The following is a 25,710-nucleotide window of genomic DNA, read 5'->3' as shown; positions in this document are numbered from 1 at the left end:
AGTTATGTGTGTGAACCGCAATTCCTCCCCGGCCTAAAGACCGGGGACTCCTTGCGGAGGAAGGTGAAATCCAGATTACGTCCTCGGCCCGGTGTTCTTCATTCCGGTATGCTTGAGTCCCCCTGGACTCATGCCCGTATCTAAAGAACCGGGGAGTGGTATGTCGGGGTGCGGCATCTTTGAATACCTCTGCCGACTGATACCTCTCTGAAATTAAGGGAGTTCAGCTGCAATCCGACATGCCCACCTGAAATAGTTCACTCGATCATCTCTTTCAGGGTCTCCTTAATCAATACCTTTTGCCGAATCTTGAACTCTTCAGACTCCAGATACTCGGAGAATGCTATTTTGCAAATTCTCAAAATGTCATCGGGTTTCATTATTTCATCAGAGAGAGGAGACAAAGATAGATTTTTCAAAATTATATTGCGGGTGTGTTGCGCAATGGAAATCCCCTTCCCCTCTGCCTGAATTTTAAGGACAGCATAATCCTCGGGAGTTAACCGAATATTCACCATTTCAGTCTTTTTACCCTGTTTAGTCACAAGATATCATTGCTCCCTTTACAAAACAATATATCTATATTTCTGAAACCATAGATATCGGAGGTATCTTTATTGGTAACGAAGGATATCTCTGGTATCATGTACAGGTATCGAGGATGGCAACAGACGAACCATCGGATCGGAGAATATAGGGCGCAAATACACCAACCTTCACACCACATAGGGAACTCTTCCCGTAAATCTCCAATCACCCCCACGCAGGAGGGGCCATCTCCCATACTCCATTCATGCAGTTCCGGGATAGCCCCAGGAACGGGACAACCATGATCTCAGTCCTGCTCGTAGACGACGACCCCATGATCCTCGACATCACCCGTCTGTATCTGGAAAGATGGGGCGAATTTTCGGTGACGACATGCGAAGGGGCAACAGAAGCTCTCGATATCCTGGATAACAGATCCTTCGACGCCATTATATCCGATTACGAGATGCCCGATATGGACGGCATCGAATTTTTAAAAGTCGTCAGAGAACGCGGCGAAACTTCCCCATTCATCATCTTCACCGGCCACGGACGGGAGGAGATTGGCATCGAAGCCCACAACGGCGGGGCGAACTTCTACCTCCAGAAAGGCGGCGACCCAAAGAAACAGTTCGCCACACTGAAAAATATGGTCGTGCAGGCGGTCCAGAGCAACGGCGCAAGGCAGCGCTGAGGGGTTTTCACTCGCATGGAAAGGTTGTCCCCGACCGGTCATTCTGCCTTCGTTACCCATATCCCGGAGAAAATGGGCAAAACACCTGAGACACACGTAATACTGCTGAAAAGACCTGACGGCGCCACCGAAGACGTCCCGAAAGAAGAAAATTCAGCTCTGTTGAATCTGGCATGAACCGTGGGCCCAAGCAGACCCATGAAAATTGTTCTGAGGCGATCTGCTGCTAGATGTGCCTTCCTGCACGCTCTCGCCGGGGGACTGACGCCCCCGGATACCCACTCAGGATCGGTAGAGATACGGCAATCTCCCTCCCCCGAACGTCCCGTTCGCTCTTCCCGGGCCCAATCGCAACGGGGGATCCGGGGGCAACGAGCGATAGCGAGTTCGAGAATACGGAAAATCGAAGATTTTCCTGTTCATGCACATCTTCGATGTGCAGCGGGTCGAAGTCTTCGAGGAACCCCCGGCAGGTAGGAGGGGAAGGCAGTGGATCCGCGTCTACTCTCATCGAAGGGAGAGAGACATCAACCTGAACATGAGGATTTCAACAAAGCCGAAAATTCGAAAAAAGGGGGGTGTTGGGGGATTTAGTCTCCGTTCAGCTCTGCGATCAACTCGGCAAGCGTCGCCTTCCGCTCCGCGTAGGCGTCATGCTGGTGGATGCTCTCCTCATTCGTCTGGCGGATGAGGATCATCGAGTCGCCGGGGAGGTCGCTGAAACGGGTGACGACATGCCGTGCCATCTCCCTGACGCAGTCCTCGACAAAGCGGGGGTTGCGGTGGGCCTGCATCACGACATAGTTCTCGTCGCCACGCTTGAGAAGCTCGAAGATCGAAGCGCTCATCGAATCCTTCAGGACCTTGATGATCGTCTCCAGGGAGACATGCTGGTCGTCGTCGGTTTCGATGCAGAGGAAGCCGCGGCCCCGCTGGTTATGGGTGGCCATCGGCACCTCCTCAAAGAAGGCAGTGATCTTCTCCTGCTCGATACCCAGGTCCTGCATCACATGGACCGCATGGTCCTTCATGATGTCCTGGGCACAGGGGCAGGCGGTCATGCCGGTGACTTCGGCACCGATGCTCTTCCTGATGATGGGGTGGTGACCGTTCCGCCGGGCGACCGCACGGGCGTGAACTTTCACGACCTCGTGGCAACTCGTCTTCGAGACAGGAGTCTCGCGGCGGACCATGAACTCGCTGCGCATCAGAACCTCGGTCCTTTCGGCATATTCATGGTGGTCGAGGAGTTTCCGTGCAACAACGCTGCAAAGTTCCTCGATCTCAGAAACCTTTCCATCAATGGCCTCCTGGAGCACTTCATCTATAACCTCGAAGTTCCTGGAGAGGTTGGCCCCCTTCAGGCTGCCGGGGAGGTCGACAAAAACGTCGAAGTTCGAAATGAAGATCACAGAGCGCTTGCCTGGGCGGGAGACTTCAACCAGTTTTTTAACGTTTTTTACGCCGACCCTTGTCAGATTGATGCGGACATCAGGGGTGGTCGACTGTACGTCTGGCAGTTCCATTCTCGTAAACCTCAATTGGAAACTGATCTACGAAGCATGGCGCAAGGGGAAAGATATCGACGAGCGCCAGGATGTAGTGGTGAAAGGTACCCCCTATAGTTATTTATGAACTTCGTTATTACTAAGAAATGATAGAGTATGGTCGAGAAATATTTTGATGCCGATGCCGATATGGGCGTGCTGGCAGGGAAAAAGATTGCCGTCATCGGGTACGGGTCCCAGGGGCGCGGGCAGGCCCTCAACCTGAAGGACTCGGGTCTCGATGTGGTCATCGGGGTCAGGCCTGGAAAAAGCTGGGAAATGGCAATCAAAGATGGCCTGGAGGTTTTTCAGGTCGCCGACGCAGCGCGGGAGGCAGACATCATCCAGGTCCTCCTCCCCGACGAGGACCAGGCGGCAGTCTACCGGAGCGCAGTGAGGCAGGGCCTCACCGCAGGGAAGACCCTGATGTTCTCCCACGGGTTCAACATCCACTACGGCCAGATCATCCCGCCGCCAGACGTGAACGTCGTGATGGTCGCGCCGAAAGGGCCCGGCCATATGGTGAGACGGACGTACGAGGAGGGGAAGGGTGTTCCGGCGCTCATCGCCGTCGAGCAGGACGCAACAGGCGATGCGAAGGCGATCGCCCTGGCGTACGCAAAGGGTATCGGGGCGACGCGGGCCGCGGTCTTTGAGACGACATTCAGGGAGGAGACCGAGACCGACCTTTTCGGCGAGCAGGCGGTGCTCTGCGGCGGGTGCACGTCCCTGATCAAGGCCGGGTTCGAGACTCTGGTCGCCAACGGCTATGCTCCGGAGATGGCCTACCTCGAAGTGCTCCATGAGCTGAAACTGATCGTCGACCTCATCTATGAGGGCGGGTTCTCAGGGATGCGGGACTCGATCTCGAACACCGCAAAGTACGGCGACCTCACGCGGGGGCCGCGTGTCGTCGGCCCTGAGACCTACGAGGCGATGCAGGAGATCCTGGACGAGATCCAGGACGGCCGCTTCGCAAAGGAGTGGATCCTGGAGAACATGACAGGCAGGCCGGTCTTCACCGCCCTCACCCGTGCCGACGAGGAGCACGAGATCGAGTGTGTGGGGAAGGAGATCAGGGCCCTGATGCCGCAGTTCCAGAAAAAATAACTCCTTTTTTTGACCAGCGGAGCGCACGTGAAATGAGTCGTCACTGCTTTTTTCCCTCTGCAAGAACGGGGGCGACGAGATCTTTGAGTGCCCCGCGATCGCGTGATGTCGTCCAGACCCCCGGTCCGTCTGGTGCCAGTGTGCGGATTATGTTCTGTTCTTCGCCACTGTCCATGAAGAACACCGCTTCACTGATGGTGATCTGCCGCGGAGAACCATCGACGATATACCTCGTCTCGAATTTCGTGGGCTGAGAGAAGCGGAGGGCGACATAGGTGCTGTTTCGTTTCATCGCCGCCAGTTCTTCCTGGGAGAACCCGGTCTTGAGTTGCGCATTGATGCACCTGATCAACTCCTGGCATTCCGCATCGATGGTCGGATAGCGTTCGTCCTCCGGGTCGAGCAGGACGCTCCGACCCCCCGCCGGGTGGATGTCGAGATAGGCCGTATCATTCCTCGGGGTCGGCTGCACCGTGGGGGGCACCGTGGGTGTTTCGCCTCCCGGCGGCGTCGATATCGGCTGCGTTACCGAAGGCATGATGACCGGTGTCCGTATGTAGTTCTTTGCGATTGCGACCACGGTCTCCGTCTCCAGGTCCACGAATACCCAGATTTGTGCGTCTTTTGTTTCTATTGCGACGGTCGGCACTGTTTCCGATCTTTCCACGCCCCTGAAGGCGTGTGTTATGGTGTTATAGTCCACGTCCGTGATCTCGTAGTCTCCATGGAGATAGTCCTGCACGGTGGCGTTCGCAAGGGCGATCCTGACGGCCGCCGCCTTCTCGTCCGCCGTGAGGCCGGAGGGGGCCACAGGTCCGTCTCCATTCTCTACGCACCCGGCTACGAGTACAAAAAAGAGGATGAGTGCTCCTGTGGCGATCAGGCGTCCTGTCATATCAGATCCAAGTATAGTATTTCCATGCATTTCCCACTATGCTATGGGATTCCCGTATTGGACAGGGGGTGGGAGAACAACCCCAATCTGTGGGAACATCCGAGTTCCACCTCACCCCCCCACTATTCCCCTGATAAAGGAAACCATCTCGAAAGACTGCAGTTCCTGAATCATCTGTCCACGCAGGAACACTCTCATCTGACCAGATCTCATTGGCGTGATTAACATCATTTTCTCTGAATGCCAGATGTCCGCTCCGCACCCAATTATCATCTATCCAGATGTGGTACAGATAACCTCCACTCTCATATGTATCAGTTACGTAGATAGCATAATTCCTGTAGGTTGAAGAATCGGTTTCCCCGTGGAACTGCCATTCGCCCTCGTCATTATCGTATGTAAAGCATTGTTTCATGTTGTCTGGAACGGATCGTGCAACGCCCACTTCTGTCCAGCATTCAGTCGAGGGATTCGGCTTCTTTCCAACATGTGTGGTAATCACATGTTGGTAAGTCCCATCTGGTTCTACGAGCATTTCGCTCGGCTTCATATACACGTTGATTCCTCTGTACGCGTTGTTATTGGTGACAGACATCATCTGGAGTGCCTGTTCAAGTGCTCTTGTGCTGCTTTCCGCACTGAATGGTGAGTAATCGGGACCTCGAATTTTCTGAATAATTTTCAACTCTTCTGTTGACGGGGGAGTTCCTTTCCAGCATGCTCCGGTATCTGGATACCACCCATACCCTTGTTTTGCCAGTTCTCTTGTAATGTCATCGTTAGCGTAATTTTTAGACTTTAATTCGTTGATGAGTGTCTTTGCAGGACTTTCAAATTCATTGAGTTTTGCTGCTTCTTCTTTTGTGGGCAAGCGCTCCCGAATAGCTCCCGGATCGAGAGATTCATACTGGTCGGTCGCTTCCGGCATCGCAGTTATTGCATTCACCGCCGATATTCCTTCTATGCTCACCAGCAGAAACGCGAGGAGCAAGGAGAATGCCTGCATTAAAATTCTTTTTTTCATGTTTTCTACCTCCAGTGTTCCCCGGAGGCACGGACCATACCTTCAAGTATCAGAAAGGAATACAGTGTCATGCCTCCGGGCAGTGCGGGGCCCTGTCGGAGTCCTGACAACGCGGGGGGGTCCTGCCGGGAGATCCTTTTGATCTCCACAACACGAAATATCCTTGTTGTATTATATATCATTTCTGGCACGATCATCTAACAGTCGCGGGATTTTCACCTCCCCGAACGGATGCATCATACCTGAAAAATACGATCTCCCACATCGGCGTTTCTCCTGCCCTCCGCCGCGGAAGAATACCCTTTCTGCATCCTGCGCGCGATCGAATCTCCGTCCTGCACCGCGACGGCCCTCCTGAATAGACCGCTCGACCATGGCCGGGGCAATACAGACAGAAAAAATTCCTCCAATTCTCTGTACCGGAACGAAGATATCCCATCCCGGTGATCAGTCCTCCATGAAGGTCTGTATCGTCTACTATTCTGCCACAGGAAACACGAAGAGGGTCGCAGAGGCGGCCGCAGAGGCGACAGGCGCCGATCTTGTCGAGGTGAAGGACCTCGCGGACTACTCGAAGGTGATGATGTACCTCAAAGGGGCGCCGAAGGCGAGGCGGGGGGAGAAGGCCGAGATCGAACCTGCCGTCATCGACGTCGCTTCCTATGACGTCGTCGCCATAGGGACGCCGGTCTGGGCGTTCAGGGCAGCGCCTGCTGCGAACGCCATCGTTGCAGCTCTCGATAACTGCGAGGGGAAAAAGGGGATAGCGTTTGCGACGAGCGGCGGGGTTCCGGGCGAGACCCTCTCGATCCTTGCCCGGCAGATCGAAGAGAGGGGGATGACGGTCGCAGGCACATTCCACATCACCGACAGGGAGATCACAAAAGGGGAGGGTATCGACGGCCTTGCCCGCCTGATCAGTACTGCATCTGGCGCGTGATCGAGGAGAGGGCGAACCCGATCTCCTCCGGGCTGAGGGTGAAACTCTTTGCTCCGGCCGAGAACCGCAGGCCTTCGCCGCCGACGGTGCCGATGACCTGGTAAGGGAGACCGGCAAGCGCGGACTCGTCCCTGAAAGTGACGAGGAAACGGCCGTAGGTCTCGGAGAAGAGGGCGGTCATGGGATCGCCTGCAAGTGTCACCTCTGCGTCAGGGCAGAGTTTTGCAAGGGCCGCAAGGAAGCCGCCTTTCGAAAGGTCGGTGGCGCCGGTGATCGCGTCGGCCGCCACAAGGTCGCGGACCTTCGGGACAAGGGCCGGGTCTGCCATCGCCGGGGCCTCACCACCGCATCCTGTCACCGCGTCGAGGATGGAGCCGCCAGAGTGCGGGCCGGTCTCCCCGACAAGAGCGATCCTGTCGCCTGCCGAGGGCCGCATCCACCGGCGGATCGGGCCCTTGCCGACCATCCCGATGGACGGGGTCGGCTTGATCTCGGTCCCGTACTCGTCGGACTCGTTGTACAGGGAGACATTCCCGCCGACGACCGGGGTGTCCATCTTCCGGGCCATGTCGCCGAGGCCGAGCACTGCCTGCTCCATCTCCCAGAAGACCTCCGGGTGGAGGGGGCTTGCGAAGTTGAGGCAGTTGACGATACAGAGGGGTTCGGCGCCGACGCAGGCAAGGTTCGCCGCATTCTCATAGACGGCATTTGCCGCACCGGCGTACGGGGAGAGGGCGATCTGACGGGGGTTGCAGCCGCAGGAGAGAGCGAGGGCGGCGTCTTCCAGACGGATCACCGCAGCGTCATGGGAGAGGGAGACCGAGCGCACCTGCACGTCGTGGTCGTACTGCCCGGAGATCCATGCCTTCGAGGCGATGTCAGGGTGGGCGAGCACCGCAAGGGCGAGGTCCTTAAGGTCGCCTGCAGGGGCGGCGTACGGGGTGCCCGCGGCCTTCGGCGCCTTCGGGAGGGCACAGCCCGGCGTCCCGCCGACAAGGAGGTCGACCGGGAGGTCGCAGACGACCTGTCCTTCGAACTCGACGATGTACCGGGGCTCCGCGATCACCTCGCCGATCTCGCTCCAGGAGAGGTCGTACTTCTCGGCGATCGCACCCATGAGGGCGACGTCGCCAGGGGCAACCTCGACGAGCATCCTCTCCTGCGACTCGGCGAGCATGATCTCGACCGGGTTCATCCCGGTCTCACGCAGGTGGACGCGGTCGGCATGGAGGCGGGCGCCAAAGGAACTCGCCATCTCGGACGAGGCCCCGGCAAGACCGGCGGCGCCGAGGTCGCGGCAGGAAAGGACTTTCCCGGTCTCCGCCATCTCGCAGGTCGCTTCGATGAGGAGTTTCTCGGTGAAGGGGTCGCCGACCTGAACGCTCGGCCTGTCCTCGGCCTCCGAACCCTCGGAGAGGTCGCGAGACGCGAAGGATGCTCCGCCAAGCCCGTCGCGCCCGGTCGACGAACCGAAGAGGACAAGCCGATTGCCGGGCGCCTTCACCCGGGCGGTGGTGAACCGGTCGGGCGGGACGACGCCGACGCAGACGACGTTCACGAGGGGGTTGCCCTGGTACGAGGGGTCGAAGACGGCCTCTCCCCGCACCACGGGCACGCCGATGCAGTTCCCGTAGTCGCCGATACCGGCGATGATGTGCTCGAAGAGGTACCGCGTCTTCTCCTCGGAGAGGGCGCCGAAGTACAGGGGGTCCATCAGGGCGATGGGCCTGGCGCCCATGGAGATGATGTCACGCACGATCCCGCCGACGCCGGTGGCGGCGCCGTCGTAGGGGTCCACATAACTCGGGTGATTGTGGCTCTCCATCCCGACGGCAAGGGCGCAGGTGTCGGAGAAGCGGACGATGGCGGCGTCGTCGCCCGGGCCGAGGATGACGTTTTTTCCCTCTGTCGGGAGGGTCTTTAACAGCCCCTTGGTGGAGCGATAGGAGCAGTGCTCGCTCCAGAGGTTCTCGAAACAGGCGGCCTCCACATCGGTGAGGCCCCTGCCCAGTTTTCCGGTGATAAACGCAAGGTCATCGGCAGACAGCATGTACTCACAGGTGGGTTTCGGGGCCTATATATCCATCTCAGGGGTGCTATCCCTTTTAACCGATCCCGGCAATAGTATAACACCATGGCAGATCCCTATGAAGAGTTGCTGAAGAAAGCCTACGCCAATATCACCGAAATCGGCCCGAGCGCCGAGCGGTTTCATATTCCCGAGGCGAAGGTCTACATGGAGGGCAAGACCACCGTCATCGAGAACTTCGGGGACATCGCCGGATATATCAGGCGAGAGCCCGACCACCTGATGAAATATCTCGTCGGCGAGCTTGGTACGGCAGGAAAGATCGAGGGCGGCCGCGCGGTCTTCAACGGGAAATTCGAGGAGTCGGTGATCTCCTCGGCGATCAAGAACTATGTCGAAGACTATGTGATCTGTTCAGAGTGCGGGCGGCCTGACACGAGACTTGTCAAGGACGACCGCATCCTCATCCTGAGGTGCGACGCCTGCGGCGGCCACCGGCCGGTGAGGAAGCGCAAGGCACGGACAGAGGAACCGGGCAGCCGTCTCGAGGAGGGCGCGATCGTGGACGTCAGGATCGAGTCCATCTCCAGGCGCGGCGACGGCGTGGCACGGATCGGGAAATACATCATGTATGTCTCGAACGCCCGCCCGGGTCAGACTGTCAAGGTCAAGATCACCAGAATATCGGGATCGATCATCTTCACCGAGCGGGCCTGATCAGGGTTTCCTGATCTCGACCCAGAACCCGGCCTCATCCTCTTTTATCCGGGCTGAATGAAGCCCGGCACGGGAAAGGTCGGGAAGAAGGGAGGCAGGGGCGGCACGGCCGCTCCGCCTGGCAACATCCCGGTCCCAGTCAGGGTTTATCTCCCGCATTTTCTGAAAGATCTCCCCCTGCAGGGCCCGTGTCCCGAAACTCCCGCCCAGATAGGCGACGCCGCCCGGCGCAAGGGTGCGGTGCACCTCCGCAAAGGCCCGGACGCGGTCTTCCCAGAAAAATATGGAACCCCGGGAGACGAAGAGGTCGACGGCGCCGTCCCTGAAGGGAAGGGCGTGGACGTCGCCGAGAAGAGGAAAGACCCGGCCTTCAAGGCCGGCGTCCCTGATGTGCTCCCCGGCAAAGCCGAGCATCCCGGCGGAAAGGTCGAAGGCGAGGACGTCCATCTCTGAGGCACGGGCAAGAGCGACGGCAAGGAGGCCGGGACCTGTACCGAGGTCGACACAAAGCCCTTCTCTTTTTCCCGACCAGATAAGGAGTCTCTCCGCGATCACCGGATAGAGAGGAGAAAAGATGCGGGTTGCGATCCGGTCGAAGCCGGCCGCATCCCTCTTCATGCTTATGCGGTCTTTTGAGCCCGGATCTGGGCGAGGAGTTCGTCGCACTGGGCGTTCGTGCGGGCGCAGGCCTCCAGAATCACGGTGATGGGATCCTTTCCGCCGCGGGTTGTGACGAGGAGTTCGGGATCGGAGAACTGGTACTTTATTTCGTATCGTGCCACGTCGACGGAGAGGTCGGTGAGGATCTCCTCGACGAGGGGGTTCATGAAGGTGTGACCCTCTCCCTTCAGGACCATCCGCACCTTGTCCTCTTCGCGCTCAAGGATCTTGACATCCATGTATGTGTAGGTGGTGGGCAGGAGAGTATATAGATATGGGTACGGGGAAAATGCCCCGGATCTACCGGCCGACATGAGGGGTTTTTATGCCGGGAGGAGGGAGAACGTGCATGGAGAGAGGCGGGCAGCTGAAGCGGGCCCTCGGTCTCCCTGAGGTCACCCTCTCGGGGGTCGGGATCATCCTCGGTGCCGGCATCTATGCCCTGATGGGGGAGGCGGCCGGCCTTGCCGGGAATGCTGTCTGGGTCGCCTTCGGGATCTCAGCGGTGATGGCGGCATGCACCGGGCTTGCCTATGCCGAGCTCTCCTCGATGTTTCCGCGGGCGTCGGCAGAGTACGCCTATGTGGGCCGGGCCTTCGGGCAGACGACCGCCTTCCTTGTCGGCTGGCTCATCCTGGCCTCGGGTGTCCTCTCCGCGGCGACGGTCGCCCTGGGCTTCGGTGGATACATCTCCAGCCTCGCGGGCATACCGGCCGTCCCGGCCGCCCTGCTCCTCATCGCAGGGCTTGCGGCGATCGGGGTGTACGGGATCAGGGAGACGGCCCTCTTTGCGATCGCGATGACCCTCATCGAGGCCGGGGGGATCGTTTTCGTGATCGTCATCGGCATCCCGTACCTCGGGTCTGTAGACTATTTCGCGATGCCAAAGGGTCTACCCGGGGTATTCCAGGCCTCTGCCCTGGTCTTTTTCGCGTACATGGGGTTCGAGGAGATGGTGAAGCTTGCCGAGGAGACGAGGGAGCCGGAAAGGACGATCCCGCGGGCCCTTCTCCTCGCCCTTGCCGCGGCTGTGGTGCTGTACATGCTCGTGACGGTGAGCGCGGTCTCAGTCCTCGGCTGGGAGGGGCTTGCGGCCACGCCCGCACCTTTTGCCGCGATCGCGGATGTGGCCCTCGGCGGGAGCGCTGCTCTCATCATCTCCCTTGTAGCCCTCTGTGCGACCGCGAACACCTCTCTCCTCCTCATCGTCGCCACGTCGCGCCTCGCCTGGGGGATGGCCGGCGACGGGGCCCTGCCGGCCCCCCTTGCACAGGTGCACCCGGCCTTCGGGACGCCGTGGGCGGCGGTCGCGGTCGCCGCCGCCATTGCCGCGGCATTCACCCTCACCGGCGAGATCGCGTATGTGGCGAACGCGACGAACTTCGCCCTCTTCCTCACCTTCGCCCTGATCAACGCGACAGTGGTCGTCCTCCGCCTGCGGGAGCCCGATTTCACCCGTCCCTTCCGGGTTCCCCTCGCGGTGCGGGGGGTGCCGATTGTGCCTCTCCTCGGCATCCTCTTCTCCTTCTTTCTTCTCCTCCAGATCGAGGCAGAGATCGTCCTTCTCGGCCTCGGCATCCTTTTCGTGGGGTGGGGGGTGTCGCGGGTGTACAGGGGAGGGGGAGAATAAAGATCGAGAGAAGAGGGGATTTGCCGGGGGGAAGCGGTAAATCCTGGAGGGCAGGAGCGGAAGGCCAATTTCCCTCTTCATGATCTCATCTGCCCTTCCCCGGTCCTATCGTAGATCGGGGGTCTGGGGGATGCGAGCATCAGCGAGCTTGAGAAAAACGCAGTTTTTCGAGGGTAGTCCCCCAGCCTAGATTGTGGGGAAGGCGGTTGAACGGCGTCTCGCACCGGGGGACTACGCCCCCGGACCCCCGCTCAGGGTTGGGGGTGGACGGTAACCACCCTCCTCAGGACTTTTGTTCTCTCTTCCCAGGCCCTATCTTATGTTAGGGGTTCCGGCAAAGTGTAGAGGCAAGGCAGGGGACAGCACAATCCCCCCTGAGATCAAGAAGGGGGTATCACCATTACTATGAGATTTTCTCCCGATCGAAAAAAAGAAAAAATCCGAAAACCCTGTCCCCTCACAACTCGAAAGTCTCGCCGTCCATCGCAAGGTGGGGAGTGTCCCAGGGGATGAGGTGAGAGGCGTGGGTGCAGCGGAAGTCCTTTGGCCTGAGTTCTTCCACCATCTTCAGGGCGTCGGCATAGTTCATGTGCTTGGTGATGGTGTACCCCGGCGGGACGATGGCGTCGAGGACCAGGAGGTCGGCGCCTGCAAGGGCCTCTTTCGTCGCCGCCGGCATGCGGTCGTTCGTGTCTGAGGTGAGGGCGAGCACCGCACCGTCATGCTCGATGCGGACGCCATAGGTCGGCATCGGCGGGTGATCCACCGCCAGGAGGGTGACCTCCGCACCGAAGAGGTCGAAGGGGCGGTACGGTTCGACGGTGTGCTCTTCGAGAGAGAGAAAAGAGAAGACCGAGCCCGCATAGTCAAGGGTCGGGGCGGCGGCATAGACCGGCGGCACCCTCTGCACCCGGTAGAACTCGCCGTAGCCCATGAAGTGGTCGTAGTGGCCGTGGGTCCAGATCACGGCGTCGATGTGCGGCGAACCGGCGGCGATGAGCTGGGCTCTGAGATCGGGGCCGGTGTCCACCAGAATGTGCTTCTCCCCGATCTCCACGAGGACGGCCGCTCTCAGGCGCTGCCGGCCGGCGCGGCTGGCCCCGGTGCAGACCGGGCACGAACACCCGATCTTCGGTGTCCCGATGGCGTCCCCGGTCCCGAGCAGCGTGACCTTCATCCTATCCCCACGAGCAGTTCCGGATCAGGTTGCGGTTCTCCACCGTCAGGAGGCCGCACTCGAGATCGTTCTGGGAAATTGTCCGCCGCTTATCCATCAGGGCGTTCAGAACCGCTTCTTTCAGCATCATCTTCAGGTCGGCGCCCGAAAAGCCCTCTGTCCGCGCCGCGACACCGGGGAGGTCGCAGTCGCAGTCGCAGTCGAGGGAGCGGGCGAAGGTCGCCAGGATAGATGCCCGCATCGCCTGGTCAGGGAGAGAGAACTCGACGACCTCATCGAAACGCCGCCATGCGGCCTGGTCAAGGAGCTGCGGGTGGTTCGTCGCCCCGATCATGACCACGCCATTTTTGACCAGGCTGATCTTGTCGATGTTTTTCAGGAGCATGTTGACGGCCCGCTTCATCGCCCCGTGGTCGTCGGAGACCCGACTCTTCGCGACAAAGTCGAACTCATCGATAAAGAGGATGCAGGGGGAGAGGGCCTTTGCGATCTCGAAGATCCTGTCGATATTCTTCGAGGTCTCGCCAAGGTACTGGGAGGTGACCATGGAGAGGCGGACCTCGAGCACCGGCATGTGGAGGTCGTGGCAGATGGCAAGGGCGAGGGAGGTCTTGCCCGTGCCTGGCGGGCCGACGAAGAGGAGTTTGCCGACCTCGGAGATGTTGTGGTCGCGGAGGAAATCGCGGTTCTCGATCACCGTCCCTATCCTGGCGATCACCTCCTTCTGCGCGTCGGTGCAGACGATACCGTCCATCTGCTGCTCGATCTCTTCGGGGGCGCTGACGATGACGAGTTCCAGCGCCTCTTTGAAATGCTCGTCTTTATCGGTCAATTGTGCAACCCGCCGGTCAAGGGAGAGGCGGGAGTCGGAGAACCGGGGGTTTTTCGCCCGCACGTCCTCGTACCTGAGGTTGAGGGAATCGAAGTTTCCTATATAGAAGGCGAGCGCCGGGTTCTTCGCCACCTGCTCCTTTCCGCCATGACCGGCGAACCATTCGGCCCCGGCCTTGAGGTCGGTGATATGATAGTGAAGGTTGAGGGTGTCAAAATCTACGAAGGGGTTTTTGAGAAGCATTTTAACCGTCTCGTCGGTCGTCCCGGGCGCCCTTTTGAGGAGGGCGTCGGTGATGACGAGAGGACGCTTGATTTCAGCCGCTTCCGGGGAGGGGAGGAAGAGGGACCGGCACTGGGGAGGGAGGTCTTCCATGTCCAGCTGGGGGTTCTTGTTATACACCTCAGCCGTCAGGAGATATTCCATCAGCCGGATGACATCGTCTCTGCTCTCTGCGCACGACATGGATGTAACATTTCCTATGGTGGATGTGGTCCGATAATACTATCTCACCTGGTCGTCACGACGCAGCCGTCTGCCGTGACGATGAGGGTGTGCTCTGCCTGCGAAACGAAGGAGCCCGGGACGTCGTGGAGAACAGGGTAGCCGTAGACCACGCCGCTCCTGACCAGTGCCGAGAGGGCGATCTCGATTTTGTCCTGGGGGAGCCAGCGGCGAGAAAATGGCATGCCGCGGCGGTCGCGGACCTGTTCGAGGATGCGCTTTGCCGAGGGGAGGCGGGTTGGCTTTACGGCAATCTGCTGGTAGATCTCGATCCTGGACCGATCACAGACGCGGCCGCTGCCGGTGGTGGCGAAGGGCTCGATCGCGATGGCCATCCCCTCTTCGAGGACGGCCCCGCCGGCGATGCCGACATTCGGGATCGTCGGGTCGGTGTGGATGGAGTACGGCGCAAGGCCGTGGCCGGTGAGGTTCGCGACAGGGAGGAAGCCCCGGCCTTCGATCTCGGCCTGGACTGCGGCGCCGATCTCGCCGGTGGTGATGCCGGGACGGACCAGGGCGATCGCCCGGTCGAGGGCGGCCCGCGACGCGGCTACGAGGGCCTCGTGGCCGCCGAGGTCCACCGAGAGGGCGGTGTCGGCGATCCTGCCTTCGAGGGCGACGCCGAGGTCGAGTTTGACCAGGTCGCCCATGGCAAAGACCCTTTCGTCGCCTGTCGAGGCGGTGTCGTGGGCGGCGTCCTCGTTTCTGGAGAGGTTGAGGGGGAAGGCGATATCGGCGCCTGAGTCCAGGATCATCCCTTCTGCCGTCTCGACGACGTCGAGGACGGGCGCGCCGACTTTCACCATGCCCGCCCCTTCGTTCAGTATCTTCTTTGCGATTTTTCCTGCTTCCAGGTAGAGTTCCATTTCTTCGTCAGTCATACGATCAGGTTCCTTGGATAGTTGGTGAAGCGGTCAAAGCCCTCTGTGGTGACGGCACCCATGTCCTCGATACGTATCCCGCCGATGCCCGGGTAATAGAGACCGGGCTCGACGGTGACGACATTGCCGGCTTCGAGGGGACCGCCTGAGGGGGAGAGAGAGGGGCCCTCGTGGATCTCAAGTCCGACGCCGTGGCCCAGGGAGTGGACAAAGCCCTTTGTGTCGCTCTCATAGCCCTGTTCTGTGAAGAATGCGACGACGGCGTTGTGGACGGCGGCACCCCGCACGCCCGCGGCGATGAGGGAGACGCCGAGCGCCTGGGCCGCGGCGACGGTGTCGTACATCTCCGCAATCTCAGGGGAGGGTTCGCCCTTCACGACTGTTCGGGTCATGTCGGCATAGTAGCCTGTGGCGTCGTCCCGCGGGAAGAGGTCGATGACGACGGGTTCGTCCTCGATGAGGGGGCCGTCGCCCTGCCTGTGGGGCATGGCCGTTTCCTTTCCGCAGGAGACGATCGTCTCCTTCGCGGTGTAGCCCCTTTCCATCAGGAAGAGGTGCATCGCAGTCCTGACCCGCCCCGATGTGAGGGGGGCGCCGTCGAGGTGCAGGACGCCGTTCTGTGCGGTGGACCGACGGATCATCGAGATGCCGAGGTCCATCGCCTCTTCGGTCGCTCTCTGCGCCGCCCGGATGGCGGCGAGTTCCTTCGAGGTCTTGACGGCACGCATCGCGCTGACGGCCCCGGCACCGTCGACTTCGACGCCGGCGTACTCCTCAAGGAGGCGGCCAAGCCCGTACGGGAAGGTGCGCGGGACGAGGACCTTCCCGCCGGCGAGGGAGGCGGCGGTGCGCGCGAGCGCCTTCCAGGCATCCTTCTCCTTGTCGAGATATTTCAGGAAGCCTGCCCCGGCACGGGTTATGGGCGCGGCAGACGACTCGGTCGCTGCCCGCTCGTATTCCATCTGGGGGACGACGAGGAGCCCCCGCTCACCTTTCCGCTTCACGTACAGGAGGGGGTCGGAGACCTGGAAACGGGTGAGGTAGCGGAAGTCGGCGTCGTCCGAGGAGGCGTAGAGGACGTAGGCCGCGCAGTCCGCCGCAGCGAGAGCATTGTCAAGGCTTTCCATGCAATCATCCTGATCCGGGCCATCGGCCCGGCAGTACTGTGTATCTATGGACGGATGATTACAAGAAATTACGCTTCTTTGCACACAAAAAAAGCATGGATGGTGAAATTTCCGGATCGTCTTCTAGAGGTGGCCGAATTATTCTTTTTCCACGACGTAGTCTTGAAGGACATCCTCCACGCCGGCACGGATCAATGTACGCAGAGGTTCGCCCCTGAACTCAGATCGCAGAGCGTCCCGGATCACCGCCTGCCCTTCAGGACCGCGGATATACCCTGCGATCCGATCGTCAATCGTTTCCAGGATTTTCGATTTCGTCATTTCCTGGTATAACAGGGACCTTACAAATTCCGAATCATTATAAAAACCACGATTTCTTGCTTCCCGGGATATCCATTCCTTCAATTCTCCCGGGATCCGGATGCCCACGCGATAGTCAGCCTGATCAGTGGTCATTGAATGACAAATCATCATTGTCTCAGGGGATAGGTATTATCCATGCCCATTTTCACCGGGTTTTCCCATTGTTCGACAGAGGCAAATAGATAAATATTATGGGGATGAAGGGACTGTCATGCCCCCCACACGCGCGATATGGCGATCGAATGGTGTACGCACGGATCAGGTTCGTCCATCAGCGTCTCCATTCACCGGCAGACCGGTGAGAGCATGAATGACAAAGGAACCTGCAGTCCCCCTCATCGCGGAGATCGAACGGCCGATAAAAGGAATAGCACGACCAAAGAGTTGAACGGCACTTTATCGGATTTCATTCTCCGCGCTCTTGGAAATCGCCAGGATAGATCCGGGAACTCCCGAAAACGCATCCCCTGATATCGAGTGCACCGAATTCTCCCCCATGGACGCATGAAAACTACTTCAATAAGCACGCACAAGTACGATCGATGGAGGACGCCGATAAGCAGGTCTTCAAATGGAGGTTCTGGAAACTGACGATAGTCCTGAACATCATCATCATCCTCGTCGCTCTCGCCATAGGCCTCTTCTTCAAACTGCCCCCGCCGATCGGTCCGGCGGTTGCAGCGGTGCTCATCCTCGTCGACCTCCCCCTGATCTGGTACTTCAGGAAGGACTACTACAGGACAAAGGCCTGGCTTGACGTGCATGCCGGTCCCTCCAGGAAGGAGGAGAAAGATGCTCAAAAAACTGAAGAGTGAGATCGAGCTCCTCGGCCGCCACCTCGAGGTCCTGCGGGTCGTCGCCGCACACCAGCCCATCGGGATCATGAAGCTTGCCGAGGTGCTCGGCCTGCCGTACCACCGGGTGCGGTATTCTCTCCGCGTCCTCGAAGGGATGGGGTATATCAGGGCCTCGCCCGCGGGGGCGACTGTCACCGAGCGCGCCCGCGAGGACCTTTCTGGTCTCGACGGTGAGATCGACAGTATGATCGCCCTCCTGGAAGGGATGCGAAAAGGCCCCTCCAGTAAGGTTTAATACGATGCGCAAGAAAGATTGTAAGGCACAATAGTGTGTTGCCGCCATAACTCAGTTGGTAGAGTGGCTGGCTGTTAACCAGCATGTCACAGGTTCGAGTCCTGTTGGCGGCGCTTTGCGTCTTTCCTTTTTGTTCGATTGTTCTGTGTATTATCAGGCCAATCTTGTTCTTCGGGTCATGAAACAAACGATCGTTCATACACACTTTCGGGGATAGACCTCTCGACGGAGAACGTAAGGATGGTGGGGCCTTGAAGTTCTCTACTCTGCTCATTGAAATGTGGCCATAACCGGCATATGATCACTGAGCGTGATCCATTCATCATACCCGCCGACGGTCAGAGACTCCATCCGGCATAGAAGGTCGGACGATGAAAAGATGTAGTCGACATGATAGGGCTTCAGACGATTCTTTCTGTGGTATAATGTCGGGTCCGGTTCGCGGCCGAAGGGGATACCGGCGGAGGCATGGTATAAACTCTGGATGTCATGGCGGTCCAGAAGGGCGGTTACATCAGCAAAATCCCCATCCAGATCCATCTTCGGGCGGTGATCCCAGATAATGTTCCAGTTAAAATCACCGGCAATGACTGCGGGCGAATCAAAAAGATTTTGATAGTACTCGATTGCACGCCAGACCTCACCGATATATCTCCGTCCGGGATTTCTAAGATTATTCATGGCCCAAAGAGCAACGAGATTCAGATTTTCAGGAGATTCAACCCGCACAGGCAGGGCATATGAAAAATCGTCAGAATACAATTCGTGAGTCGAGATCTCATAATCATGAAAGCTGAAAACTCCAAGGCCCTTATGCTGATTTTTCCCGACCCATAGAGCGTTGGTAGAGAACGTACTATCAAAGAGATCAGGATTTTCACATTCAGGAACAATAAGAATATCCGGATCACAGGAGAGAATCGCCGGATATTTTTTCCTGAATGCCATATTGCAGTTCCAGGTACAGATTCTCATGTGATCACCGGTTTCAAGATCAGGTCTGAGAAGCGAGCGGTCAGGAAGAAATGATTGATATAAAAAATATCATTCCTCTGCTGCATCGTCGCAGAGATGGCGGGGACACTCCTCCGCCCTCCTCCGACACCCGGCGATCCTGATCCCCTTGCCATTGACCAGGGCGTCGGCGACCTTCCGGCGTGCCTCATGGAGGTCGCGCCAGAGGGTCTTCCGGGAGATGCCGAGCCTTTCGGCCGCCTCTTCCTGCTCGAGCCCTTCCAGGTCGGTGAGCCTGAGGGCCTCCACCTCCTCGGGGAGGAGGAGAACGACCTCGCCCGCCCTCTCGCAGATGGGGCCGAAGCAACGGAAGGCCGTTCCTTCGGGAATCAACCGGGGGGCCCGCGGCCGTCCGCGGCGGCCGCAACACCTGCCCTGCATCTCGTCATCCATCGATCGTCAGCTCGCAAGAGAGGTGCTCGGCCATCTGATATAGTGCCTCCGACGCGGGCGAAGGGGTGCGGGTGACAGGCCTGCCCTCACGCACGGCCAGAAGGACGGCCCGGTCGAAGGGGATGTGCCCGATCACGGGCAGCCCTTCCTCACGGCAGAAGTCCTCGACCTGCCGGCAGACCGAGGGTTCAAGGTCGAATTTATTGATCACGACGAAGATCCGGAGAGAGAAGCCCCGGCAGACCGTGACCAGCCTTTTCAGGTCATGGAGGGCCGAGATGCCGGGCTCGGTGACGGCCAGGACGGCGTCCATGCCGCTGATCGTGGAGATGAGGGGGCAGCCGATGCCTGGCGGGCCGTCGGCAAGGAGGACGCGACTTTCCCCGGCCATCTCTTCGGCCTTCTGCCGCACCGAGTGGACGAGCAGCCCCGAGTTTCCGGCGCCGGGCGAGAGACGTGCATGAGCGAGTTTCCCGGCGGCGGTCTCGGAGCGATAGATCGTCCCGGCCCTGAAAGGTGTCATGTGCACCGCACCGGCAGGGCAGACGAGAGTGCAGACGCCGCACCCCTCACACCTCAGGGGATCGACGGCGCAGCGGTCTTCCTCGCAGGCAATCGCATCGAAACGGCAGGAAGAGGCGCAGGCCCCGCAGCCGGTGCAGACAGCGGGATCGATCGACGCCCTCTCCAGCCCCATGAAGGGCTCTTCGCCGAGGGGACTCGGGTCCAGGAAGAGGTCGAGGTTGGCCGCGTCCACGTCGCAGTCGGCGAGCACCTTCGGTACCGTGAGGAGATCGGTGAGGGCGGCGGCGACCATCGTCTTCCCTGTCCCTCCTTTCCCGCTCACGACCGCGATCCTGGTCATTCTTTCACCCCGCAGAGGCGCACGGCGTCCGTGTACAGTGCGGCGAACTTTTCCGTGAAACCTGGCAGGTCGCGGGCGACGAGGCCGCCCCTGTTCTGGATGGCAGCGATCTCCCGGCCAAAGGGGATGGTCATGAGGACGGGGAGGTCGTGCTCCCGGCAGAAGGCGGTTGCCGCCTCGTCCCGGCCGTCGCTCCTGTTGATCACGACGCCCGCCGGGAGGGAGAGCATCCTCACGGCCTCGACGGCAAGGGCGAGGTCGTGAAGCCCCGAAGGCGTCGACTCTGTCACCAGAATGCAGAGGTCGCAACCGGTTATCGTCTCCATCACCGCACAGGCGACGCCCGGCGCGGCGTCCAGGATGACAAGAGGGTAATCCCCGGCGGCCGCACGGGCCGCACGTACGACACAGGGTGCCTGGACTTCCCCTTCGTTCAGGAAGCCGGAGACGAGGGTGAGGCCAGGCAGGGGGTGTGACGTGCCGACCTTCCCGATCGCCCGTCCGGTTTCTGTGACGGCACCTTCAGGGCAGACGATCCGGCACCCGCCGCAGGAGTGACAGAGTTCCGCGAAGAAGAGGACGCGGTCGCGGAGGACGGTGATCGCGCCGTACCGGCAGAATTTCCCGCATGCACCGCACTGCGTGCAGAGGGCCGGGTCGAAGACCGGGTTCTCGGCTGTCACCGCCTCGTCGACTGTCTCCGCCGGGAAGAAGAGGTGGAGGTTCGGCTCCTCCACGTCGCAGTCGACGAGAGTAACCTTCCGGTCGCGAGAGAGGACATAGCCGAGGTTTGCGGCGACCATCGTCTTCCCGGTGCCGCCTTTGCCGCTCGCAACGACGATCTTCATGGCGGTCAGGTCAGAGGAGGGACGGGAGTTCACCGGCGAGGAAGGCCGAGAGCGCTGCTGAGACGGTGCCCTGTCCCTTGAAGGCGCAGGCCCTGATCCCTGAGGCCTGAATGGCACTCGCTGCATTGCCGCCGACCTGCCCGGTGACGAGGGCCGTGGCGCCGTGGTCGATGACTGTCTGGACCGCACGCGGGCCGACGCCGCCCTGTGCATCCGCGACCGGATTTTTCACCGCTTCAAATGTTCCCTTCTCCGTGTCGGCAAAGACGAAGTACGCGGCCCTGCCAAAACGCGGCTGGACCTGGGCGCCCGAATCAGGGCCATCTGCCGTGATGCAGATGATCACTGACATCCCCCGTCGCAGTTTTCATGTTCTTCAGTGCCGTGGGTGCAGGAACTCTCACCCGAAGTGAGTTTCCCGGAGGCATAGGCCGAGGCGACTGCCTCTACAGGCCCGGAGGCCCCGAGGAAGACCTCGATCCCGTTCTGGCAGAAGAGGTCGACGGCCCGCGGCCCCATCCCGCCGGCGACCACAGCAGTGACACCGTGGTCGGCAAGATAGTGGGGGAGGAAACCGGGCTCGTGCCCGGGGTTCGCAAGGTCGGGAAGCCGGGATGCAGACCCCTCGTTTATGTCAAAAAGTGCATAGGCTTCGCAGTGGCCGAAATGGCCGGACACGAAGTCTCCATCGAGTGCAATCGCAAGTTTCATCTTTTCACCACCTGCCGGGACGGCGCCCGCTCATGCCGTTGCCATGGCCTCTGCCGCATCCGCACGGGATGCCGCCTCTTCCGATGCCGTACAGAACGGTGTTCTGCTCCGGTTCGGTCGCATCTCCGGTCTCAACCGGGGCGGTCCTGGCCGTCATGCACGGGCCGCGGCGACCCCCTGTCATCCGGCCGCATCCCCGCGGCCCTGTTCCGTCATATCCTGGCATGTCGTTCACCATACCCTTGCAGGCAATATTACTCATATGCGCACAATACATGAAACCTGTGGTCGGGGCAAGACCCGAGGCGTGCGGCGATCAGGGCAGACCGGAAGAGAGAGGGAACGGAGAAATCGTGCCTGATCGAAACGTCAGGGAGAACACACGCAGATTTAATATGGTCCGGGTGTGACTGATATACTACACGGGAGGCATTCCCCGGTACAGGGGCCATCCCGAGAAGATCCCGTTGACGCGGGCCCGTAGCTTAGTGGTGGAGCGCCCGGCTCATAACCGGGTGGCCGTGGGTTCGAATCCCTCCGGGCCCATCCCTTTTTCTGAAAAGAGCGACGAACTGAGCCGCAGCCATCACACCGCCGCGGGGAGCGGGGCGCCGAGCACCTCGGCAAGTTCCCGGAGGGCCGCCTTCTCCTTCTCGCTGACGCGGGCGCCGCCGATGCCGAGAAAACCGCCCTCCCTGCTCGCTTCCGCTACGGCCCGCCCGATGCCTATGAGCCACTCCCTGAACCCTGCCGCCTCGCCGGGCGTCGCCCTGGCCGCAAGGATGGGGCCGATACCGCGGAGATCCTCCAGGATCCGCACCCTGATCTCCTCGGGCCTGCCCTCGGTAAAGTCCTCGCTGCCGGGAAGATGCTCTTTCCTCTCCGACATCGCCCTGAGGTCGGCGACCAGCGACCCGACCAGTTCCTCCGCTTCGTGAGGGACTTCGAGTCTGTCGAAGGCCCGGGACAGGGCCTTCAGCTCCCTGAGAATGCCGGTGAAGTCGGGATCGGCGAGCATCACGGAGAAACCCGCGGCGACAGGCGCCTGCAAGAGGCGGCCCCATTCTCCGGTGCTGAAATCCGCTTTCGTCGCCATGGTCGATCCATCCACCCCGGGACTGGCATGTCGGCCCGGGGTTCATCATGCCCTCCGGGGGCCTGATCCCATATGAGAGTATCGGCAGGTCCGGGAAAAAAGTGGAATAGAAAATTTTCGGCAGGACACGAGGACATTCCCGACAATTACGGCTTCGTCTCCGGGTCGGCCCAGAAATTCGCGAGCACCACCCCGACGATGATCAGGAGACTCCCGACCGCGTGGTAGGAGAGGAATGCCTCATGGAGCACCAGCACGCCGGCAAGGATAGAGACGACGACAGAGAGGTTCTGAATGATCCCCACCTTCGCCGCCTCCAGGTCCTTCAGGCTGTACATTGCGAGAAAAGACGTCCCGACAGAGGTAAAGAGGCCGAGATAGAGGATGTCCATCATGAAACCCGGGTCCCCGAGCAACAGGGCCGCTCCGCCTGCGTCCAGGCCCTCACACACGATGGCCGCCGCCACAAACGCGACACACCCGCAGAGCATCATCCCGAAGGTGAGGCTGACAGGGTCGAGAGTACGGGTGAGCCTCCGCCCGAGGACGATGTACAGGGAGGTCGCAAGAGCGGAGAGCAGGGTCAGGACCATCCCCATCCAGCTGGTGCCGGTCCCTCCATTCCCGCCCATAGAGAAGAGGCACACGATCCCGGCGATCGAGATGAAGAAGGCGACAAACTGTTTCGCATTCACCCGCTCGCCCAGCAGCAGGAGACCGAGGATGCCCACGAAGACAGGCACGAAGGCGGAGATGATCCCGGCCTCCGACGACGATATTGAGAGCATCCCGAACGCCTGGAGGGAGAAGAAGAGGACAGGCTGGATGAGAGAGAGGACCAGGAGGTCCCTGACATCTTCTGCCGGGATGCGTACCGCGATGACGCCTGCCGCAAGCAGCACCAGCATAAAAGCAAAGGAAAGGGCAAAGCGGAAGGCAAGAGTCGTGAAGGGCTCTGCAGCCGCCAGAGACTCCTTGACGAAGAGGAAACTCAGGCCGATAAAGAAGGCGTTGAAAACAGCGGCGATATACGCGTATGTCCTTTGCTGCATGAAATACCCATACAATTTCGAGAACCGACCAGATACGTGTTGCGGGGACAGAGATGGATTTCCGGACCCGTACACCCACAAACAAAGGGAAAAACAGCAGGAGTTATATAACAGGGGCTCCTCATTCATTTCTGTGAACGGAAGAGACGTATGCTTCGATGCCGACCTCTATGAGGCCGTCTTCGACGCCACCGGCGACGGACTTGTCATTGCCGACCGCTCCTCCACAATAATCAGGGCAAACCGCAGATTTTTCAGGATGACGAGGTACGGGCGGTCAGAGATCGAGGGGGCGATGTCATGGTCACAGATCGCGGAGGGCGGAGACCTTCCGGCCCTCGCCGTGACCGGAACGGCACCAGCCATCAGGGAGATGCGGCTGCAGCGGAAAGACGGTTCTTTTATCGACGCCGCCGTCACGGTCAGGACTATCCCCGGCCGTGACCTCTTCATCGTCTCGGTTCTCGACATCACCGGGAAAAAACAGGTGACACACGCCCTCCAAAGGCGGGACGCAATTCTTGAGGCAATCAGTACCATGGCCGGCCGTTTCCTCGCGGCACGCACCTGGGAGGAGGAGATCCCCGGGGCTCTCCGCGGACTCTGCACGGCAACCAATGTCCACCGCGTCTACCTCTTCGAGAACATCACAGATCAGGAGACCGGCGAGACCCTCATGACAGGCCGGTACGAATGGACCAGAGAGGGGAGAGGAGGCGAGATCGCCACCACCTGGCTTCGAGGGCTCTCCTACCAGAAGGCCGGAGTCGGGGCCTGGGAGGCGGACCTCAGGGACGGAAAAACCGTCTTTGCCGACATCAGGACCGCCGAAAATGATGAAAGGTGGAACATGGAGGCGCTCGGGGTTCAATCGTTCGTCATCGTCCCGATACATGTCGGGGGTCGGTGGTGGGGTTTCATCGGCTTTGACGAGACGCGGGAGGAGAGGCGCTGGACCGAGGTCGAGATCGACACAATCGAGGCTGCGGCAGGCATCATCGGATCTGCGATCCGCCGGCAGGAGACAGAAGAGGCAATGCTCGCCTATATCACCGAGTCGGCCCTCAGGCTCAAAAACCCGGCCGCCCTCCTCAGGGAGAATTTCGAGGCGATCCACGATGACATCAGGGATGAGACCGTTCCGAAGGAGGAGATCCTCACCCAGATCAGGGTCCAGATCGCGGCGGCCGACCAGATCGCTGAGAACCTTCGCGAGCTCAACGCTTCCATAGCCGAGGGGCGGCGGGAGATCCCTGACGCATTCCGCCATTTTTTGCGGAGGTAGGAGAGAGGTGTGAGCGCCCTCGACATCACGCCCGACGATCCCCGGATCGTCCTGGTCCTCTCGCCTGCCCGCTCGGTCAGGGAGAGCAACCTGGCCGCCGTCAGGGAAGTCACGGAGAAGGGTGTACACGCCGTCGTCGTCACCGTCAACCAGCCGGCCCGCTCTCTTGCCAGACATTACCGGAAAAACGGCATTGATATGACCACGGTCCGCTTCATCGACACGGTCACGAAGTACGCCGGCGGCGACGCCGCGGAGGACATGCCCGGAAGCGTCTTCCTCCACCGTCCCGACGACCTCACCGGCCTCTCCATCGCCATAACAGGAGTCCTGAAAGACCCGGGCGAACAAAAGATATGCATCATCGTCGATTCCGTCAATGCGATGCTCATCTATATTTCCTCCGCGGATCTTCTGAAGTTCATTCACTATCTCGCGAGCAAGCTGAAGATCCTGGAGATCTCGGGCATCTTCCTCGCCATGGAGTCAGGCCTTGACCCTGCCCTTCTGGCACGGCTGACCGCCATCTCAGATGACGTCATAGAATCGGGCATGAACCCCTGGCTCAAGCATACGTGATGAAAATTTCTCGTTGCAGTTCTCCTGAGTGCGGAGGGATACTTGATTCCTCTCCTTGCAACAGGGCACCTGAAGGATACTGTTCAATTGCCGCCCCTCGGCTATCTTCATCCGTGG

Annotated in this window: 30 protein-coding genes and 2 tRNA genes; 11 read left to right on the top strand and 21 right to left on the bottom strand. The window is 60.0% G+C overall.

Features of this window, described 5'->3' with window-relative positions; all coding sequences use genetic code 11:
• Window positions 1-257: 257 nt before the first annotated feature.
• Window positions 258-545: a hypothetical protein gene (locus PHP59_RS04920; RefSeq protein WP_300164465.1), complete on the bottom strand. Its 288-nt coding sequence runs from the start codon at window positions 543-545 to the stop codon at window positions 258-260.
• Window positions 546-829: 284 nt separating this feature from the next.
• On the opposite strand from PHP59_RS04920, the gene PHP59_RS04915 reads away from it, so the two are divergent.
• Window positions 830-1,222: a response regulator gene (locus tag PHP59_RS04915; protein ID WP_300164463.1), complete on the top strand. Its 393-nt coding sequence runs from the start codon at window positions 830-832 to the stop codon at window positions 1,220-1,222.
• 590 nt (window positions 1,223-1,812) lie between these two features.
• Here the strand turns inward: PHP59_RS04915 and mptA are convergent.
• On the bottom strand, window positions 1,813-2,748 hold the full coding sequence (gene mptA / locus PHP59_RS04910) for a GTP cyclohydrolase MptA (RefSeq protein WP_300164461.1): 936 nt from the start codon (window positions 2,746-2,748) through the stop codon (window positions 1,813-1,815).
• Window positions 2,749-2,886: 138 nt separating this feature from the next.
• Between mptA and ilvC the strand changes: the two genes are divergently transcribed.
• Window positions 2,887-3,879 carry a ketol-acid reductoisomerase gene (gene ilvC, locus PHP59_RS04905; protein ID WP_300164459.1) on the top strand — a complete coding sequence of 331 codons (993 nt, stop codon included), beginning with the start codon at window positions 2,887-2,889 and terminating at the stop codon, window positions 3,877-3,879.
• A 40-nt stretch (window positions 3,880-3,919) separates the two neighbouring features.
• Here ilvC and PHP59_RS04900 read toward each other — a convergent pair whose 3' ends face one another.
• Together PHP59_RS04900 and PHP59_RS04895 are read right to left on the bottom strand one after the other, a co-directional pair.
• Window positions 3,920-4,690, bottom strand: coding sequence for a hypothetical protein (locus tag PHP59_RS04900; RefSeq protein WP_300164457.1), 771 nt, complete (start codon window positions 4,688-4,690; stop codon window positions 3,920-3,922).
• Window positions 4,691-4,775: 85 nt separating this feature from the next.
• Window positions 4,776-5,798, bottom strand: a complete 1,023-nt coding sequence (locus PHP59_RS04895) for a hypothetical protein (protein WP_300164455.1) — start codon at window positions 5,796-5,798, stop codon at window positions 4,776-4,778.
• Between the two features lie 457 nt (window positions 5,799-6,255).
• Here PHP59_RS04895 and PHP59_RS04890 point away from each other — a divergent pair, with 457 nt between their 5' ends.
• Window positions 6,256-6,738, top strand: a complete 483-nt coding sequence (locus PHP59_RS04890) for a flavodoxin (RefSeq protein ID WP_300164453.1) — start codon at window positions 6,256-6,258, stop codon at window positions 6,736-6,738.
• On the opposite strand, the gene purL is transcribed toward PHP59_RS04890, so the two are convergent.
• Window positions 6,716-8,788: a phosphoribosylformylglycinamidine synthase subunit PurL gene (purL, locus tag PHP59_RS04885; RefSeq protein ID WP_300164451.1), complete on the bottom strand. Its 2,073-nt coding sequence runs from the start codon at window positions 8,786-8,788 to the stop codon at window positions 6,716-6,718. The two genes, PHP59_RS04890 and purL, sit on opposite strands and share 23 nt — an antisense overlap.
• An 84-nt stretch (window positions 8,789-8,872) precedes the next feature.
• Between purL and PHP59_RS04880 the strand changes: the two genes are divergently transcribed.
• A complete protein-coding gene (locus tag PHP59_RS04880) occupies window positions 8,873-9,484 on the top strand; it encodes a translation initiation factor IF-2 subunit beta (RefSeq protein WP_067046982.1) in 612 nt (203 codons plus the stop codon).
• On the opposite strand, the gene PHP59_RS04875 is transcribed toward PHP59_RS04880, so the two are convergent.
• Together PHP59_RS04875 and PHP59_RS04870 are read right to left on the bottom strand one after the other, a co-directional pair.
• On the bottom strand, window positions 9,485-10,102 hold the full coding sequence (locus PHP59_RS04875) for a class I SAM-dependent methyltransferase (protein ID WP_300164448.1): 618 nt from the start codon (window positions 10,100-10,102) through the stop codon (window positions 9,485-9,487). It abuts the gene before it with no gap.
• Between the two features lie 2 nt (window positions 10,103-10,104).
• The gene (locus PHP59_RS04870; RefSeq protein ID WP_300164446.1) at window positions 10,105-10,383 is read right to left on the bottom strand and encodes a DNA-directed RNA polymerase subunit L; all 279 of its coding nucleotides are present in this window, start codon (window positions 10,381-10,383) and stop codon (window positions 10,105-10,107) included.
• Between the two features lie 110 nt (window positions 10,384-10,493).
• Between PHP59_RS04870 and PHP59_RS04865 the strand changes: the two genes are divergently transcribed.
• A complete protein-coding gene (locus PHP59_RS04865; RefSeq protein ID WP_300164444.1) occupies window positions 10,494-11,774 on the top strand; it encodes an APC family permease in 1,281 nt (426 codons plus the stop codon).
• Between the two features lie 457 nt (window positions 11,775-12,231).
• Here PHP59_RS04865 and PHP59_RS04860 read toward each other — a convergent pair whose 3' ends face one another.
• The 5 genes from PHP59_RS04860 to PHP59_RS04840 all read right to left on the bottom strand — a co-directional run bounded on the left by PHP59_RS04860 (window position 12,232) and on the right by PHP59_RS04840 (window position 16,751).
• Entirely contained in the window at window positions 12,232-12,951 is a 720-nt protein-coding gene (locus tag PHP59_RS04860) for an MBL fold metallo-hydrolase (protein WP_300164442.1), read from the bottom strand.
• Between the two features lies 1 nt (window position 12,952).
• On the bottom strand, window positions 12,953-14,248 hold the full coding sequence (locus tag PHP59_RS04855) for an ATP-binding protein (protein WP_300164440.1): 1,296 nt from the start codon (window positions 14,246-14,248) through the stop codon (window positions 12,953-12,955).
• A 44-nt stretch (window positions 14,249-14,292) separates the two neighbouring features.
• A complete protein-coding gene (map, locus tag PHP59_RS04850; protein WP_300164437.1) occupies window positions 14,293-15,168 on the bottom strand; it encodes a type II methionyl aminopeptidase in 876 nt (291 codons plus the stop codon).
• Window positions 15,165-16,295 (bottom strand): Xaa-Pro peptidase family protein, encoded by a 1,131-nt coding sequence (locus tag PHP59_RS04845; protein WP_300164435.1) that lies wholly within the window; start codon window positions 16,293-16,295, stop codon window positions 15,165-15,167. The genes map and PHP59_RS04845 overlap by 4 nt, the downstream gene beginning before the upstream one ends.
• 138 nt (window positions 16,296-16,433) lie before the next feature.
• Entirely contained in the window at window positions 16,434-16,751 is a 318-nt protein-coding gene (locus PHP59_RS04840) for a ribbon-helix-helix domain-containing protein (protein ID WP_300164433.1), read from the bottom strand.
• 449 nt (window positions 16,752-17,200) lie between these two features.
• Here PHP59_RS04840 and PHP59_RS04835 point away from each other — a divergent pair, with 449 nt between their 5' ends.
• The 3 genes from PHP59_RS04835 (at window position 17,201) to PHP59_RS04825 (ending at window position 17,863) form a co-directional block, all read left to right on the top strand.
• The gene (locus PHP59_RS04835; RefSeq protein WP_300164431.1) at window positions 17,201-17,473 is read left to right on the top strand and encodes a hypothetical protein; all 273 of its coding nucleotides are present in this window, start codon (window positions 17,201-17,203) and stop codon (window positions 17,471-17,473) included.
• Window positions 17,451-17,750 (top strand): hypothetical protein, encoded by a 300-nt coding sequence (locus tag PHP59_RS04830; RefSeq protein WP_300164430.1) that lies wholly within the window; start codon window positions 17,451-17,453, stop codon window positions 17,748-17,750. Before PHP59_RS04835 ends, PHP59_RS04830 begins: the two co-directional genes overlap by 23 nt.
• A gap of 40 nt (window positions 17,751-17,790) precedes the next feature.
• Window positions 17,791-17,863, top strand: a tRNA-Asn gene (locus PHP59_RS04825).
• A 157-nt stretch (window positions 17,864-18,020) separates the two neighbouring features.
• On the opposite strand, the gene PHP59_RS04820 is transcribed toward PHP59_RS04825, so the two are convergent.
• The 7 genes from PHP59_RS04820 to PHP59_RS04790 form a co-directional block, all read right to left on the bottom strand.
• Window positions 18,021-18,725, bottom strand: a complete 705-nt coding sequence (locus PHP59_RS04820; protein ID WP_366943727.1) for an endonuclease/exonuclease/phosphatase family protein — start codon at window positions 18,723-18,725, stop codon at window positions 18,021-18,023.
• Between the two features lie 69 nt (window positions 18,726-18,794).
• Window positions 18,795-19,157 carry a DUF134 domain-containing protein gene (locus PHP59_RS04815; protein WP_300164426.1) on the bottom strand — a complete coding sequence of 121 codons (363 nt, stop codon included), beginning with the start codon at window positions 19,155-19,157 and terminating at the stop codon, window positions 18,795-18,797.
• Complete coding sequence (locus tag PHP59_RS04810; RefSeq protein WP_300164423.1) at window positions 19,150-20,022, bottom strand: ATP-binding protein; 873 nt, start codon at window positions 20,020-20,022, stop codon at window positions 19,150-19,152. Before PHP59_RS04810 ends, PHP59_RS04815 begins: the two co-directional genes overlap by 8 nt.
• The gene (locus PHP59_RS04805; protein ID WP_300164420.1) at window positions 20,019-20,870 is read right to left on the bottom strand and encodes an ATP-binding protein; all 852 of its coding nucleotides are present in this window, start codon (window positions 20,868-20,870) and stop codon (window positions 20,019-20,021) included. Before PHP59_RS04805 ends, PHP59_RS04810 begins: the two co-directional genes overlap by 4 nt.
• Window positions 20,871-20,880: 10 nt before the next feature.
• Window positions 20,881-21,216, bottom strand: a complete 336-nt coding sequence (locus PHP59_RS04800; RefSeq protein ID WP_300164417.1) for a NifB/NifX family molybdenum-iron cluster-binding protein — start codon at window positions 21,214-21,216, stop codon at window positions 20,881-20,883.
• Window positions 21,213-21,581, bottom strand: a complete 369-nt coding sequence (locus tag PHP59_RS04795) for a NifB/NifX family molybdenum-iron cluster-binding protein (RefSeq protein WP_300164414.1) — start codon at window positions 21,579-21,581, stop codon at window positions 21,213-21,215. Before PHP59_RS04795 ends, PHP59_RS04800 begins: the two co-directional genes overlap by 4 nt.
• Before the next feature lie 4 nt (window positions 21,582-21,585).
• Window positions 21,586-21,843, bottom strand: a complete 258-nt coding sequence (locus PHP59_RS04790; protein ID WP_300164411.1) for a DUF5320 domain-containing protein — start codon at window positions 21,841-21,843, stop codon at window positions 21,586-21,588.
• A gap of 212 nt (window positions 21,844-22,055) precedes the next feature.
• On the opposite strand from PHP59_RS04790, the gene PHP59_RS04785 reads away from it, so the two are divergent.
• Window positions 22,056-22,127 (top strand) — tRNA-Ile (locus tag PHP59_RS04785).
• A 40-nt stretch (window positions 22,128-22,167) separates the two neighbouring features.
• On the opposite strand, the gene PHP59_RS04780 is transcribed toward PHP59_RS04785, so the two are convergent.
• Window positions 22,168-22,677, bottom strand: coding sequence for a hypothetical protein (locus PHP59_RS04780; RefSeq protein WP_300164408.1), 510 nt, complete (start codon window positions 22,675-22,677; stop codon window positions 22,168-22,170).
• A 146-nt stretch (window positions 22,678-22,823) separates the two neighbouring features.
• Window positions 22,824-23,729, bottom strand: coding sequence for a DMT family transporter (locus PHP59_RS04775; RefSeq protein WP_300164405.1), 906 nt, complete (start codon window positions 23,727-23,729; stop codon window positions 22,824-22,826).
• A 133-nt stretch (window positions 23,730-23,862) separates the two neighbouring features.
• On the opposite strand from PHP59_RS04775, the gene PHP59_RS04770 reads away from it, so the two are divergent.
• Together PHP59_RS04770 and PHP59_RS04765 are read left to right on the top strand one after the other, a co-directional pair.
• Window positions 23,863-25,014 carry a PAS domain S-box protein gene (locus tag PHP59_RS04770; RefSeq protein ID WP_300164402.1) on the top strand — a complete coding sequence of 384 codons (1,152 nt, stop codon included), beginning with the start codon at window positions 23,863-23,865 and terminating at the stop codon, window positions 25,012-25,014.
• Between the two features lie 9 nt (window positions 25,015-25,023).
• Window positions 25,024-25,593, top strand: coding sequence for a hypothetical protein (locus PHP59_RS04765; protein ID WP_300164399.1), 570 nt, complete (start codon window positions 25,024-25,026; stop codon window positions 25,591-25,593).
• Window positions 25,594-25,710: the final 117 nt, after the last annotated feature.

The organism is Methanofollis sp. (assembly GCF_028702905.1).
Taxonomy (GTDB): Archaea; Halobacteriota; Methanomicrobia; order Methanomicrobiales; family Methanofollaceae; genus Methanofollis.
This window is presented reverse-complemented; position numbering and strand designations above follow the sequence as displayed.